The sequence below is a fragment of the Coprothermobacter platensis DSM 11748 genome (genome assembly GCF_000378005.1).
GTDB lineage: Bacteria > Coprothermobacterota > Coprothermobacteria > Coprothermobacterales > Coprothermobacteraceae > Coprothermobacter > Coprothermobacter platensis.
On sequence record NZ_KB899040.1, the window covers coordinates 84196 to 98938 of the forward strand.

At 43.5% G+C, this 14743-nt stretch carries 18 protein-coding genes and 1 tRNA gene; 12 read left to right on the plus strand and 7 right to left on the minus strand.

Going from position 1 to position 14743, the window contains the following annotated elements:
- Positions 1 to 298: 298 nt before the first annotated feature.
- From D890_RS0100395 to D890_RS07455, 3 genes are all read left to right on the plus strand, one after another.
- Positions 299 to 778 (plus strand): DUF2975 domain-containing protein, encoded by a 480-nt coding sequence (locus tag D890_RS0100395; protein WP_018962548.1) that lies wholly within the window; start codon positions 299 to 301, stop codon positions 776 to 778.
- Positions 779 to 788: 10 nt separating this feature from the next.
- Entirely contained in the window at positions 789 to 1028 is a 240-nt protein-coding gene (locus tag D890_RS0100400; RefSeq protein WP_018962549.1) for a helix-turn-helix domain-containing protein, read from the plus strand.
- A 465-nt stretch (positions 1029 to 1493) separates the two neighbouring features.
- Positions 1494 to 1721 (plus strand): M48 metallopeptidase family protein, encoded by a 228-nt coding sequence (locus D890_RS07455; protein WP_281104496.1) that lies wholly within the window; start codon positions 1494 to 1496, stop codon positions 1719 to 1721.
- Positions 1722 to 1729: 8 nt separating this feature from the next.
- Here the strand turns inward: D890_RS07455 and D890_RS0100410 are convergent, their stop codons facing one another.
- From D890_RS0100410 to D890_RS0100425, 4 genes are all read right to left on the minus strand, one after another.
- Positions 1730 to 2152: a hypothetical protein gene (locus tag D890_RS0100410; protein WP_018962551.1), complete on the minus strand. Its 423-nt coding sequence runs from the start codon at positions 2150 to 2152 to the stop codon at positions 1730 to 1732.
- A complete protein-coding gene (locus D890_RS0100415; RefSeq protein ID WP_018962552.1) occupies positions 2149 to 2697 on the minus strand; it encodes a hypothetical protein in 549 nt (182 codons plus the stop codon). Before D890_RS0100415 ends, D890_RS0100410 begins: the two co-directional genes overlap by 4 nt.
- A gap of 4 nt (positions 2698 to 2701) precedes the next feature.
- On the minus strand, positions 2702 to 3523 hold the full coding sequence (locus D890_RS0100420; RefSeq protein ID WP_018962553.1) for a M55 family metallopeptidase: 822 nt from the start codon (positions 3521 to 3523) through the stop codon (positions 2702 to 2704).
- A gap of 79 nt (positions 3524 to 3602) precedes the next feature.
- A complete protein-coding gene (locus tag D890_RS0100425) occupies positions 3603 to 4625 on the minus strand; it encodes a tRNA 4-thiouridine(8) synthase ThiI (RefSeq protein ID WP_018962554.1) in 1023 nt (340 codons plus the stop codon).
- A gap of 240 nt (positions 4626 to 4865) precedes the next feature.
- Here D890_RS0100425 and D890_RS07460 point away from each other — a divergent pair, with 240 nt between their 5' ends.
- The 6 genes from D890_RS07460 (at position 4866) to D890_RS0100450 (ending at position 9699) form a co-directional block, all read left to right on the plus strand.
- Positions 4866 to 5831: an amidohydrolase gene (locus D890_RS07460; RefSeq protein ID WP_018962555.1), complete on the plus strand. Its 966-nt coding sequence runs from the start codon at positions 4866 to 4868 to the stop codon at positions 5829 to 5831.
- Positions 5832 to 5898: 67 nt separating this feature from the next.
- Entirely contained in the window at positions 5899 to 6285 is a 387-nt protein-coding gene (locus D890_RS07925; RefSeq protein ID WP_018962556.1) for a zinc-binding metallopeptidase family protein, read from the plus strand.
- Between the two features lie 155 nt (positions 6286 to 6440).
- On the plus strand, positions 6441 to 7193 hold the full coding sequence (locus D890_RS0100435; protein ID WP_018962557.1) for a hypothetical protein: 753 nt from the start codon (positions 6441 to 6443) through the stop codon (positions 7191 to 7193).
- Between the two features lie 30 nt (positions 7194 to 7223).
- A complete protein-coding gene (locus D890_RS0100440) occupies positions 7224 to 7943 on the plus strand; it encodes a PrsW family intramembrane metalloprotease (RefSeq protein WP_018962558.1) in 720 nt (239 codons plus the stop codon).
- 165 nt (positions 7944 to 8108) lie between these two features.
- Positions 8109 to 8699: a TetR/AcrR family transcriptional regulator gene (locus tag D890_RS0100445; RefSeq protein WP_245533108.1), complete on the plus strand. Its 591-nt coding sequence runs from the start codon at positions 8109 to 8111 to the stop codon at positions 8697 to 8699.
- Positions 8700 to 8706: 7 nt separating this feature from the next.
- A complete protein-coding gene (locus tag D890_RS0100450; protein ID WP_018962560.1) occupies positions 8707 to 9699 on the plus strand; it encodes an NAD-dependent epimerase/dehydratase family protein in 993 nt (330 codons plus the stop codon).
- On the opposite strand, the gene D890_RS0100455 is transcribed toward D890_RS0100450, so the two are convergent.
- A tRNA-Sec gene (locus tag D890_RS0100455) sits at positions 9700 to 9795 on the minus strand.
- 76 nt (positions 9796 to 9871) lie between these two features.
- Here D890_RS0100455 and D890_RS0100460 point away from each other — a divergent pair.
- The 3 genes from D890_RS0100460 (at position 9872) to D890_RS0100470 (ending at position 12166) form a co-directional block, all read left to right on the plus strand.
- Entirely contained in the window at positions 9872 to 11032 is a 1161-nt protein-coding gene (locus D890_RS0100460) for an aminotransferase class V-fold PLP-dependent enzyme (RefSeq protein ID WP_018962561.1), read from the plus strand.
- Positions 11033 to 11050: 18 nt separating this feature from the next.
- Positions 11051 to 11662, plus strand: coding sequence for a sulfurtransferase-like selenium metabolism protein YedF (gene yedF, locus D890_RS0100465; protein WP_018962562.1), 612 nt, complete (start codon positions 11051 to 11053; stop codon positions 11660 to 11662).
- A gap of 156 nt (positions 11663 to 11818) precedes the next feature.
- Entirely contained in the window at positions 11819 to 12166 is a 348-nt protein-coding gene (locus D890_RS0100470) for a GrdX family protein (protein WP_018962563.1), read from the plus strand.
- Positions 12167 to 12192: 26 nt separating this feature from the next.
- Here the strand turns inward: D890_RS0100470 and D890_RS0100475 are convergent, their stop codons facing one another.
- Complete coding sequence (locus D890_RS0100475) at positions 12193 to 13338, minus strand: glycerate kinase (protein ID WP_026291261.1); 1146 nt, start codon at positions 13336 to 13338, stop codon at positions 12193 to 12195.
- Positions 13339 to 13358: 20 nt separating this feature from the next.
- Positions 13359 to 14741, minus strand: a complete 1383-nt coding sequence (locus D890_RS0100480) for a GntP family permease (protein WP_018962565.1) — start codon at positions 14739 to 14741, stop codon at positions 13359 to 13361.
- Positions 14742 to 14743 lie beyond the last annotated feature (2 nt).

Genomic DNA, 14743 nt, shown 5'->3' on the forward strand with positions numbered 1-14743 from the left:
CAAGCCGACCGTCAGCTGTTGACGTCATCACTGAGACGTACTTCCGAGCATTTCGCCAAATAGCATTCGGCCATACTTTTAAAAATGTTTTCCATGAAAATCATAGAAATAGCGGCACAGATAAATATGGTAGATTAAAGTTCCCATATGCATATAAGTGCTCCTGTGCCGTCTATATTTATATGTTACTATCCGTTTGTTATCGTAGTACGATAATTTTTCATTGACATACGAAAAATGTTCAGCTATAATTATTGGGTAGTTGATACAGAAATGTACCGGAAAGAAGGTGTTACTTGTGAACCAGTCTTCACTGTCTAAGTGGTTGAAATGGATCCTGGTCGTTATCGGTTTATGCGGGCTGATAGTTTATGCCTGGGTAATCCCATCTCTTGGGAAAATGCTGCTTTCCGAGTACCCTGAATTTTCGTACTGTTACGTTCCATGGATGATTCTCATTGGAATTACGGTTGTTCCATGTTATGTTGTGTTGGTATTTGGATGGAAAATTGCCGGAAACATAGGTATGGACCGTTCTTTCTCCTTGGAAAACGCAAAACTACTAAAACAAATTGCCGTATTTGCTGCAGCTGACGCTGGATTTTTCTTTGTAATGAATGTTGTATATTGGTTTCTCAACATGAACCATCCCGGCATCGTGTTAGCGTCCATAACCATCCTGCTTGTTGGGACTGCAATTTCCGCTGCTTCTGCTATTCTGTCACACCTCGTGGGAAAAGCTGCGGAGCTTCAGAAACAAAGTGATCTGACGATATGAGGAGGAGCGCATGGAGGGCGAGATCATTTTCAATATTGATGTCATGCTTGCTAAACGTAAAATGAGCGTCACTGAACTTGCCGAACGGGTTGGCATTACCATTACCAATATTTCTATTCTAAAAAACGGGAAGGCGAAAGCGTTGAAGATCTCGACTCTGGCAAAGCTATGTGAAGCATTGGACTGTCAACCCGGAGATATTTTGGAATACAGGCGGAAAGACAAAAGCGAAGCAGAAGAAACTTTATGATAACCAAGCAAACTGAAACTATGTTAAGTAGGGGAAACGTTTTTAAAAACACCTTGTGCCGCGAACGTTAATTTGTATAAAGTCTACATTGGCGCACATTTCAAAAAAAACGCTTTGGATTGACCTGAAGGCTCTGACTATCCATTTACAGCAAGCCGTTTTCATGGTGACGGGGAAACCTATGCGGAAATCAGCCATGAATATAAAGGATGCTGATAGTTCTGAAAGTTCTGTAGTGAGCAACCGCCTAGGAAGGGACCGTATTCACTGTGGAATTCACAATAATTGTCAAATGAAATCTAACCTCTTATAGGTGCATAATTCCAACAATTATTGGAGTTCCGGCTTCAATACGCCGATATAAGCTTAGTATGCAAACCTAATACAGTTTGCGAATCATATCTTTAAAGGGCTGCGCCGGAACATTAAAAGGTAAGATACATTTAAGAACATGTTTATGAAGTTATTGAAGCCCCCATGGGCGTGTCTCCTAAGGAAGTGCAAATAAGGGAAATGAAGCGTAAGTGGGCGAGCTGTTCATCAAAGGGTAGGCTGAGTTTTTCTAAGGACTTGCTTGATCAAGATCCCGAATTCGTCAAAGAAGTAGTCATCCACGAGCTGTTGCACTTGAAAATTCCTAATCATGGTAAGTTGTTCAAATTGCTGCTCAAAAGCTACAAGGAAAGCCTGTAAGAAATCTTTTAGTTTGATAGATTATTTAAATGGCGCTCCACAATCAGTGGCAGTTCATCCATGGTTTTTGTGCCAGGAATTGCGTTTAATGACACCGCCGCCAACGTATGCTCAGTTATGGCTTCTAAGTCATAAGGATGTTTCACGCAAAGAATGTTAGGGGCATTGTCCATATAACCTTCTATAACCAAAAAGTCTGTGGAAGGTAGATCAATTTGTTCTTTAGTTGCTATTAGCTGTGAACCTTCTGGACCGCGAATCAGCGACCATACCGTTTTACTTGCCATTTGCAGATGTTTTTCAAGTTTTATAGAAGAATGAGCATGCTTCTCATAAGCCACTGTTCCATAAAGCTGAAGTATGTTGATAAGCTCTTGGCAAACAGTAGTCTTTCCACTGTTTTTGCGTCCAAATACGCTAAAGGTGATCACAGTGTTATGTAACCTTCTTCACCGCAAAAACGTGTTACATTGTTTATCCATGTACCTGGCCTTGTGTTTAAGTTCACCGCCTGATGTTGGGTTGTTAAAAGCCAGTTCTGGAGTTGATGTTGTGTTATAACGCGTTCCACATGGTCTTTACTTTCTATCCACCAAAGTGTTTTACCTACTAAGGGAGCCAATGCTGAAAGTGGTATCCCTTCAAAAGAAAGGTTTCCTTTAGTGAAGGTTTGGTGTTCCAATAAAGGTAAGGGCACATTTTTTGTTGGTCCCTGGGGCAGATAAATACTTTCCACGTAAACAACGTTTTTGAGCCAGTACATGGGCTTGTCACTCATGACGAAAATACCCAATGTGGCTTCATCGTCTACCTTGCTGACAAGCCAGGTACGACCGCTAAAAAAATTAGGTATGTAAGCATCGAAACGGTCTTCGGTGACCACGTGAAGCCACCGAGCAGTAAAAATAATAGGAGAACCTTCCACTTTATGTGTTTTCTGCTGTCCCCTGGCTTTGCCTGAAACGGTACCAGTCACGTTCCTAAAACCTCGTTACAGAGGAAGCCATGAAAACAATGGCTTGAAACGCATGGAATGCTTGAGCATAGTCGTCTATGGTAAATTCGATGGTGCGAGGGTCAATACGCTTTACAAATGGCAGTTCCGCTGTGACATCAGCAGCGAGTCGGTTTAGAAAATCGATGGTGAAAGTGGCTTCTTTTGGCTTCTCCACCGCTAAGTCGTTTGTCTGCAGTTGTCTTCCCAGTGCCTTATGTACTTTGTCCGTTAGTTTTATTAAAGCATCGTGGTAACTTTGCGCACTGAAGCGTGACCATGTTTTATTTGCTGCGTGGAACACAGCTTCGGGTAGGTTATTATGTATTTCTTCTTTTAATTCTTCTGAGCCACTTACCAAAATTACTGGTACACCGTAGTAATGAGCAAGTAGGCCATTAATTGTGGATTCACCTACTTCTTTACCATTTATCTGGACGCGGTAGATAATGGAGGAAGAATAAGAATGGTCCATAGCACCCCAGCCTCCAACCATAGTATGATAACCCACAAACAATACGCCATCGAAGGTTTCATCGATGCCGGTCATCATGTAATTGGGCCTGGGATAACCAGAGATGAGGTCCAACTTCAAAGAACCGCACTGCAGCATACTGCGGTATATATTCTCTCCTCTGGAATGGCTGTCAACCATGAGGATGTACGCATTTGGGTCCATTTCTTCAATGGACTTCAGTAAAACGTTAAGCTCTCTATGAAGTAGTTTTGATGCTTCCTCGGTTTTCATAAAATCCCAAGAAGGAACACCCCAAATACCTTCGTAGTCCACGGATACAAATAACCGCATTGATATTCACCCCTTCTAAACACATGGAAAAACATAAAACATATATGCTACATTTATATTTCGACAAAAACGGTCGCTTTTATAATTGTTCTGCTTGCATGAAGCGTATTTTTTCTTCCAACATGGAAGGGTTAACAGTAAATACCTTCCGTTCTTTATAAAGGTAATTCTCAGCCATAACTTCCACTGCATCATTTGACCGTGCTTTACTATATCGAGCGGTGAGCAATGCAGCAAGCTCTAACAAATCGTCATCGGGCCGTTGTTTAGCGCGTACAATGGTGGTAGGGCCAGGTACATTCGTAAGTTCTACTTTATAATCCCATACACTCATGAGGTTACCAAGGTCATAGCCTTCTTGTTCGTTTCTCGATACAACGATAAAACTATCTTTAACCCAAAAATGCCTTCCGGCTTTTGCTATCTGAAGGAATGGCCTTCCGATGTAATCTTTCCAATATTGGAAAATTTTCCTCATCCTTCCGGTGACGCTGATGTCCGTAAGAAGGCAACCTCCAGCAGGCATGGGAAATTCATTTATGCCTAAAGTGTGCGCTAAAGCAAACTGACGTTCCCGGGAACGCCCCTGTATGTCGCAAAGGCGGTTTCTATCGACTAATCCTTCTATTTCTGGTTTCGTTTGTGGCAGTAACTGCGCAGAAAGAGGCCTCAATATTATGTCATGAGCCCCACTGTCTTTAGCCACAGCCATGAGGCCACCTATCTTCTGGCTTTTAGGTCTTTGGTAAAGTACTTCCCCAGTTATTATGAAATCACCTTGAAGAGAAGGAAGAAGTTCCATGGCTTTCCTTACCATTAGCGCATGGCAATCGATACACGGGTTGAAGTAACGACCAAATCCATGTTTTGGGCTTTTCAAAACGTCTATCAAATCATCTGTGATGTCCCATGTTATGAGCGGTATATTTAGCTGTTTTGCTGCCTTTCTGGCTCGCTCTGCATTGAAAAACGGGCTTTCAAAAGAAATGCCGATAACTTCGATGTCTTGATTTAAGATGAGTTTTGCTGCCAGCATGCTATCTAAACCACCGGAGAGAAGTGCCAGCGCTCTAACGTTGTTTTTAGCTTTTTCTTTTGTCATTACTTTATATGTTACCAACTTTGAAAAACAATTCTATAGCGGTATATAATCAAGAAAGAAGAGAACTTTCAGCTTTTTCCAATACACGCCTATTTAAATATCAAGGGATAAACTGCTACCCAAACGGTTAGTGCTTACGGCTTTGACATGACTAGTCCTCATTCATTTGTTAGAAGCGTAGACCCATTGTTGCGGATATCATGCGATCAGTTCTTCTCTCCAAAAAGAAGGGGATATTGAATGGCAGGAGAAACAGCGCTGAACTGGGTTGGGAAGCATCGGGATTATTTAAGTGAAGTGAGTGACACCATTTGGGATTATGCGGAGGTAGGGTTTCAGGAGTTTAAATCATCCAAATTGTTGGCCGATGAATTAGAAAAAGCTGGCTTCACAGTGGAGCGAGCAGTAGCTGGTTTGCCTACAGCATTTGTTGCCACTTGGGGCTCTGGAAGTCCAAGGTTAGGCTTTCTTGCAGAATACGATGCATTACCAGGGTTAAGTCAGAAAGTAACTACTCATAGAGAACCTGTGAAAGAAGGCGCTCCTGGCCACGGATGTGGACACAACATATTTGGTGCAGGGGTAATGGGTGCGGTAATTGCGTTAAAAGAAGAAATGAAAGAAGACAAACTCCCCGGAACCATAGTATTCTATGGGTGCCCGGCAGAGGAGTTACTGGCAGGGAAAGTGTTCATGGCGAGAGCAGGCCTGTTCGATGACCTTGATTGTGCACTTACATGGCACCCTATGGGTTTTAATATGGTCAGTTTAGGTTCCATGACTGCAATGAATTCAGTCAAGTTTACTTTTCACGGTATACCAGCACATGCTGCAGCGAGTCCTGAGCAGGGACGAAGTGCGTTAGATGCAGTAGAACTCATGGACATAGGGGCGAACTACTTAAGAGAGCATGTAGTACAAGAAGCAAGGATACATTATGTGATAACGAACGGCGGTGGCGAACCTAACGTGGTGCCGCCTGAAGCGCAGGTTTGGTATTACGTGAGGGCACCAAAACGTAAGGATGTAGATGCGATATTTGAAAGATTAGTCAAAATAGCTGATGGGGCTGCTATGATGACAGATACTACATATGATATGAAGTTCTCTACGGCCTGCTATGACGTGCTTCCTAATAAAGCACTTGCAACTTTGCTCAACGATTCGATGAAAAAAAATAGGAGCGCCTACATGGAACGAAGATGAGGTAACGTTTGCTAAGGAATTAACGGAGACATTCCCAAAAGGTGCAAAAGAAGGTTTATTTAGAACCATGGGCATACCTGATGAATACATGGGCAAATATCTTGATGACACTATTTATGGTATGGCGGGTGAGGGAACAGTACAACCTGCTTCATCAGATGTAGGAGATGTGAGCTACGTAACACCACTCGCACAGTTTACTACGTGTTGTCAAGCTTTGGGCTCTCCGGGCCATTCATGGCAGAATGTAGCGGCTGGAGGAAGCAGCATAGCCCATAAAGGACTTGAGCTTGCAGCCAAAACGTTGGCTTTGAGTGGCAGTGAACTATTAAGAAACCCTGAGTTTATCAAAGACGCGCGTGAAGAGTTCCAGAAGCGTACTGGGGGCCAGCCGTATAAGTGCGCCCTGCCTCCGGATGTAAAGCCTCCACTTGGAGAGTTACCGGAGCAGTAAGTAATGAATTTGAATTGATTTCTATAAAAACAAAAGGCTTTAACCAAAAAGGATAGCTTATTAATCATATAGGCTATCCTTTTTCATATTCGCAACTCTATGTGTAACATGCCGTATTAAAATACTTACGGCTCCACTGAAAGGGAGGTGTGATTTTGAAAAGATTGTTTACCCTGCTTATTACAGTATCTATTCTGTGTGTTTTCACTGTGGCGTGTTCTTCTAAGGTGGCACAACTTGAGATTAATTCCATTTCTTTACCAGACAATGAAACGCTTAAATATGTTGTAAAATCCAGCGATGGTACGCAGCAATTAGGGAATGCTACTGTAACAATTGCAAAAAAGGATAACGCTTATGTTCTTAGTTCTAGCGAGTTTGTTGGTAAAACGAAAGATGACATAACATTTGTTGCCAGCGCTGATACGTTGAAGCCCATATCCGAAACGCGCGTATTGGATATCCCTGCTGGGCTAACAATTCCCCAAGGCATTTGGCAAATCAATGCGACCGTGGCCAACGGTAAAATGGTAGTGGAAGCGAATACTCCTCAAGGACATCAAGGGCCTTCCAGTGTCGGAGTACCGTCAGATGCTTATGGGAACGACGAAGCTTTGTTCTTGCTGTTTAGAGCACTTCCTTTCGCTGATGGTTATACGGCTCGCTTTACGAATATCATACTTTGGCCAAATGTGCAAATGCCAAAATGCACGGTTTCCGTTGTAGGTAAAGAAGATGTGCAAATCGGAAATACGCGTATTAACACGTGGAAGCTTGAACTAAGTACGGGTAATTCTAAACAGTATGTATGGTACGCTACCACGTCTCTTCATCAACTCATTAAATATGACAATGGTTCCAGCATGTTACTTTTGCAACCTGACGTTGCTGTGGCCGTTACTAAATAAGTTGTTTAAGAAGGCGAGTACGTAACTACCATGTGGTCATCAGTATGGAATGAATTTCTATCTTTCTATACGAATATCAATATTGGTGGTACTGTCGGTGCCCTACTAATAGTTACGTTTTGGATCTTAGTCTTTCGGGCACCTATATGGCGAAAACCACATCTTTTGTATGTGTTTATAGGCAGTTTCTTGCTCTTTGGTCCTTCTATTGCCTTTATTCAGATTCCTCTGCAAAATCTCTTAAATCTGTTGTTTTTTAACATCTGGAGATTCTCTGCTTCGCGTACGATTTTGCTCATATTTGGCATACCTTATGTACTGATTGCTGGTTTCGTCCAAGAGGGATTCAAGCTTTTGCCCGTGCTTTTCTTAAACAAGAGAGCTGAATATGTGAGTGTAGACGATAAGGTCAATGCTGGAATCATTTCCGGTGCTGGTTATGGAGTTTTTGAAGCCATTTGGGTTTTATCGCAAGTGTTCGATTATGGTTTTGCAAGTATATTACCGTTTTGGGAACGCTTTATGACTGTTCCGTTTCACATGGCAGCTACAGGAATGGCTGCTTACGGCCTTGGGAAAAAGCGTTGGTGGCAGTTTTTTGTGTTTGCCTCAATACTCCATGCATTGGTGGACTATAGTGCTGTTTTAGTGAATGTGAGCTTATTGAGTGCTGTGGGGGCAGAGGTTTACTTATCTGTTGTTACAATCTGTACAATTGTGGTTACATTCTGGATGAGTCATAAAGCATAGCTTCCTTCTGGTAGCATTTTGACTTGCAGAAGTTAATAACTTTTGCCCTATGCCTACTGTGGTTTCATGAAAACTGATAAATTAAGAACCCAAAGTTATTCCGCAAATGGTTGGTTACGAAAGAGTATAAAACTAATTCAGAACATATTGTATAATTTGACCATAATGGTAAAAAGGTCAAACAACCAAAAAGGTAAAACCGACATTGTTCTAGCTGCAAAGAGTGTTTTTAAACAGTATGGTTACAAAAAAACATCTATAAACGACATTGCTAATGCCGTTCATAAAGTAAAATCGGCTGTTTACTACTATTTCCCTGATAAAGAATCGGTGCTTAAGGCAGTTATAGATGATGAAGTTGAAGAAGTTAAGAAGGATATCATGGACACAGTAAATGGAGCTTCCGGCGTTGAAGAACAGTTATTAGCCTATGCTTTAAGCCGGACAAAAGAAATAAAACGATTAGCTCAAGAGTATGCTCTCTTCTTTGAAGAATATGATCAGCTTTTCCCTATCATAAAGGAGACACATCAACGCTACGATGAGTTTGAGCGAACAACTATTGAAAACATACTTTATGCCGGTATAAGCAGTGGTATTTTCGATATAAAGTCTGTAGATGAGGTAACCACGAACATACTCATTTGGCTCAAAGGGTTGGAAGCACAAATAAAGGCGTTTCCTACTGAAGAACGGCTACTAAACGTTGTGCAATCATTTGTAAATGTTTTGTTTTTTGGTATAAAAGTGAGGTGACTGTGAAATGTTATTTGCTGTAACGGGGTCCACAGGTTTAGTAGGAAACAACGTGATTCGTTACTTGGTTGGCATGGGGGTTTCTGTAAAGGCCATTGTGCAGCCTGGAGAGTCTTTAGCACCCCTTGATGGCTTAAATGTGGATGTTGCCTATGCTGATATAACGAAACCTGCAGAAATACAGAAGGCTTTGAAAGGAACAGACATTGTCATTCATGCTGCTGGTTTGGTAAGTATAACGGAAGCAAGCGAAAACAGATTAAGAGCCGTGAACGTTGGGGGGACAAAAAATGTCATTGACGCTTGCAAGCAAAACGATGTGAGCAAATTTGTTTATATAAGTTCTATACATGCTTTGCCATCTTCTGGTGAAGGTCCCATAAAAGAGACAAAAGAGCTCTCTGTAAAATATGTTCATGGTGCTTATGCAAAGAGCAAAGTGTTGGCTACTTTGCTTGCTTTTCAAGCTGCCGAGGAAGGGCTTCCCACCGTTGTGCTACACCCCACAGGTATTGTGGGCCCTTACGATTTTCGTGGATCGATAGTGGGCAAGCTAATTATGAGCGCACTTAGCGGGAAGCTTAAGTGGTACGTGTCCGGTGGATATGATTTTGTTGACGCTCGAGACGTGGCAAAAGCAGCTTATCTCGCCGTCCAAAAGGGTACTTCTGGAGAGAATTACATCGTGGCTGGCAGCTATATTTCTATGAGAGGTTTTTTAGAAGGCTGCTTAACAGCAGCAGGAAAACCTTTCGACCTGAAGGAAATTCCTTATGCTGTGGCACTTGCCGTGAGTCCTTTTATGGAATGGTATGACGTTAATAGGGGAAAAGAGCCACAAATGAGCGTTTATGCGTTGCGAACACTTCGAAGCAAAAGCGATATAGATTGTTCAAAAATACAAAAAGAATGTGGCTTCGTTCCCATGCCAATGGAAGATACAGTAAGAGACGTATCCAAATGGTACCAATCGATGATGTTGGAGCATGTTCTCGTATAATGGCGGGAGCATGTGGGAATCGAACCCACCCCTCGCCTTTTGGGACGAGGAACCGGATTTGAAGTCCGGCAGGCACACCAGCACCCTTCTGCTCCCACATTCATTATAAATCAATGCTGTAAAAAGCTCTTTAATGTGAACTCTTGTGGTGATAAACTAAGGACAGATTGTTATGGATGAAAGCGCAAATAAAAATATAATTTACTTAGATAATGCCGCTACATCATGGCCAAAACCAGAAGAAGTTTATAAAGCTGTTTGTGATGCGATGCGGTTTACCGGAAATGCCAGCAGAAGCGGGCACCGACTGGCGCTGGAAGCCGATAGGCTTGTTTACCAGACGAGAAAACTGTTGGCAACCTTTTTCCGTGTTGGGGACCCTGCCCAGGTCGTGTTTACGAAGAACTGCACAGAGGCATTGAATGTGGCACTGAAAGGGCTGCTAAAAACAGGCGACCACGCTATTACCACAAGCATGGAGCATAACTCAGTACTCAGGCCATTGACCAGTCTTCAAAAAAGAGGGGTAGAAGTAACCATAGTTGAAGCTGATTCTACTGGCTACGTCGCTCCTGAAAAGGTCGCTGAAGCAATTAAACCAAATACAAAGCTCATAGCAGTTATACACGCCTCCAACGTATTCGGCACCATAATGCCCATTGAAGAGATTGGGAAGGTGGCCCACGAACATGGAGTTTTGTTCATGGTAGACGGAGCACAGACAGCAGGAATAGTGCCGATAGATATGGAAAGATGCTTCATTGATGTGTTATGCATCCCTGGACATAAAGGGTTGATGGGGCCAGCAGGAACAGGAGCGTTGTTGGTGAAAGAAGGTGTGAACGTCGATCCGTTTATAGAAGGTGGTACGGGCAGTCTATCGGAGTCCACAGAACAGCCTTCCTTTATGCCTGATAGACTGGAAAGCGGTACACAGAACATTCCAGGTATAGCAGGTTTGAGAGCGGGCTTGGAATACATAAATTCCCTAAGTTTAGATACTATTTTGCATCACGAGCAAGAGCTGACTGGGATGTTCTTGGATGGGCTTCAACAATTACATGGCGTCACAGTTTATGGGCCCAGAGATCTTTCACGCATGGTCGGTGTTATATCCATAAGTATTGACGGTAAGGATCCATCGCAGGTTAGTAATATTTTGGACCAAGAATATGGCATAGCTACAAGGCCTGGCCTACAGTGTGCTCCACTGGCTCACAAAAGCGTAGGCACGTTCCCCATAGGTACAGTGAGATTTTCCGTGGGGTGGTTTAATAGTAAAGAGGACATAGAAGCCACTTTAGATGCACTAAAGGAGATTACAAGAAGGTAAAGGAGGATTTGAGAAGATATGGCGAACAATGATAACAGCGTACTGGTTGACGCGCGGGGGAAAGCATGCCCTACTCCGGTTATTATGACAAAGAAGGCTGTTGAATCTGCGCCTGGTCAGGTTGTTACGGTCATCGTTGATAACGATGTTGCAAAAGAGAATGTCTCGAAGTTTGCTGCCACTGTAAACTATGATGTCTCCATGGAAAGCAAAGAGGGGCTTTACTATCTTACGTTAACGCCTAAGGCTACGAAAGATAACCCTAATGTAGGGGAAATGTGTCAGGGCATAGAGGGTCAGTCCTACGTTATTGTTATTTCCAGCGACATGTTTGGGCAAGGTGATGAAGCGCTGGGAAAACTGCTTATGAAAAACTACATTTATGCAATAAAAGAACTGGATAATAAACCTGCCTCTATGCTTTTCTTGAACAGAGGCGTTATGCTCACTACAGAGGGCTCCGAGCTCATAAACGATTTGAAGGAGCTTGAAAACATGGGCGTTGAAGTTATCTCATGTGGTACATGCTTGGACTTCTATCACCTGAAAGAGAAATTGCAAGTGGGGAGTGTAGGTAACATGTTTACAATAGCAGATAAAATGAGCAAAAACAGGACAGTGATTTTGTAATACATAAGCGCGAACAACTGCGGTGTGTTTTTGCGGAGGTAGAAGTTATATTGCTTCAGTTGGTGCAGTTATTCGTTGGCATGGTATGTAATAAGAACAGAATGTCCGTTATGTGTGTAGTGAAATAGGCGGTGATCGAGTATTAATAGCACTATTGTGATTGTTACAAATAATAAAATCGTTGCAGAACAATATAATGAACATTCTCTATTTGTGGATGGTTCAACATTGGACGTCTTATTGAAATGCCAAGAGTTGCTTTCAGAATCTTATGACCTTCTTACTCACCCTATGACGGGCAATGTGCAGATTAGTAAAACGCCATATAAATCTGTTGTTATGCAAAAAGCAGACAAAGTGCAAGAGAAAAGCTATGAACTGATAAACGCAGCTATAGAGAAAGCAAGAGAAGGAAAAGAGCCAAATCACCCAAAATCAGTGCTGGATGACTATGCTTTTATTGATTTAGAACTCATCAAAGGGCCGCTGGAGGACCTGCTTTAGGGAAAGTTGTCCAGCGGCCCTCGTGTCTAACTCAACCGTGTCAAGGCAACTAAAAGTCTGCCAATGTTCTGTGCTTTATCCACGAGTAAGCTGTAGGCGTTCTCCATGGCTTCCTTCAAGGACATGGGGCCATTGGCTATGGAAAAGGCAGCAACTATGCCCTGGTCGAAGAGCTCCTGGTAACCTTCTCCCAAACCGCCAGAAATGAGCAGAACGGGTTTACCCACACGTTTGCCCAAGTTTGCTACACCAGAAGGTGCTTTTCCAAATTTAGCTGTTTGGCAATCAGTTCTGCCTTCACCTGTAATGATGATGTCAGATTTAGCGGCTAACGTGTCCATGTGCGTAACTTCCATGACAACGTCTATGCCACGGCGCATTTCCGCATGAAAAAAGGCTTTCAGAGCAAAGCCCAAGCCCCCTGCAGCACCTGATCCAGGTTCATCTCTATAATCTTTTCCTAAGGTTTTGGCAACAACATCAGCAAAGTGGGAAAGGTTTTGGTCAAGCAATGTAACCATTTCTTCATCTGCACCCTTCTGAGGTCCATAAACAGCCGATGCACCGTTTTCGCCACACAGTGGATTGTCCACATCACACGCTACCGTAAAAGTAGCACTTCTGAGCCTGGGGTCCATGTTGCTCATGACTATACTTTCCACTCTGTACAGCTCACCACCACAGGATGGTACGTCTTTACCTTCTTTATCGAGGAACCTTATCCCGAGCGCTTCGAGCATGCCCGCGCCTGCATCATTGGTTGCGCTTCCGCCTATGCCAATGATGAATCGCATGCAACCGCGGTCTAGTGCATGTTTTATGAGCTCACCGGTGCCATAGGTTGTGGTTAGGAGCGGATTGCGCTTTGAAGGAGGAACTAAGTTTAAGCCGGAGGCTGCCGCCATCTCTATGACTGCTGTGCCATCGGGCAGGATGCCGTAAAAACTACTCACAGGGTCGCCCAAAGGCCCTGTAACGGTTATCTTCACCAGTTCACCACCCATGGCACTTAGAAACGCATCCACAGTGCCTTCTCCACCATCCGCTATGGGCACTTTCAGCACTACAAAAGTTTCTTTGCTGGCTTTGAGCAGGCCTTCTTCAACAGCTTCGCAAACCTGTTTTGAAGAAAGACTACCTTTGAAAGAATCTGGTGCTATCAAAACATTCATCATGGCATCAACCCTTCCCGTCAAGCAAAAAGGGCAAATATGATCAACGTGGTGGCGATAGTTGCTAAGCCTTCTAAGAGAGTGCCCATGGTCTGTGCTTTGTAAGCATCGGTGACTTTCATACCACTGAACTGGCTTACCACCCAAAAATAGCTATCGTTGACATGGGACACCGTCATGGCTCCTGCACCAATGGCCATTACGGCCAATGCAAGCTGGAGAGGTGTGGTTATGCCAAGCTGCGCTAGCATAGGAGCCATCATGCTGGAGGTGGTTACTAAAGCCACTGTGGAAGAACCCTGAGCTGTCTTGAGTAAGGCAGAAATCACGAAAAGAAGTATGATGGCGCCAATACCTGTCAAGTTCCCCGTGGCAAGGGTTTTTATGTAGTCAGCTATGGGCGAGTTGGAAAGCACTGCCCCTAAAGATCCACCTGCTCCTGTTATAAGCAGTATGTTTGCTGAGTCGAGCATACCTTTTCCGACCCAACCACTGAGTGTCTCCTCAGACAGATTTGGTAGCAAGAGGAAGGACAGCAGTACGCCAACCATCAATGCATTTACTGGGGTGCCCAGAAATGTAATGAATGCACTACCAAAGCCTGTGTACTTCGTGAAACTGACCACGGAAGACAAACCTATTAAAACTATGGGAACAACGATGGGGGCGAAAGAAAGCCACACATTTGGTAATTTTTTGTATTGGTTCTTCAGCTCATCGTAGCTCATTTGATTTTCTGTGCCTTCAATGACGATGGTCTTGCCAATACGGTTCGCCCACCAAAGCCCTACTAAAGCGGCTGGAATGGCCACAATGAGTCCAACAATGATAACCAAACCCAGGTCTGCACCTACATTTCCGGCTGCAGCTATGGGCCCTGGCGTGGGTGGCACCAGAGTATGGGTTGCGTACAGACCAGTGGAGAGAGCCACAGCCATGGTGGCTAACGGTACGCCAGCTCTTTTTGCTAGTGCCTTGTTAAGTGGTGAAAGGATGACAAATCCCGAATCACAGAAAACGGGAATACTGGTTATGTAGCCAATTATGGTCATTGCTAACGGTGAACGTTTTTCTCCCACAATACCCAAAATGGTGTCCGCCATACGCAGAGCAGCACCGGATTTTTCTATAATGGTTCCTATGATTGTTCCGAAAACGATAACTAATCCTATGCTAGTCATCAAGTTGCCAAAGCCACTTGCTATGATTGTGCCAATGTATTTGAGTGGCATGCCCGATAGAAAAGCGAAAATGTAAGCGCTAAACAGCAATGCTAAGAATGGATGCAATTTCCATTTGGATGTAGACCAGATAATGAAGATAATCACTAACACCAGGAAAACCAAAAGCATTGGTCCATGCACCATAACTTGTTTCATTTCCGCCACTTGTTCCGGCGTCATAA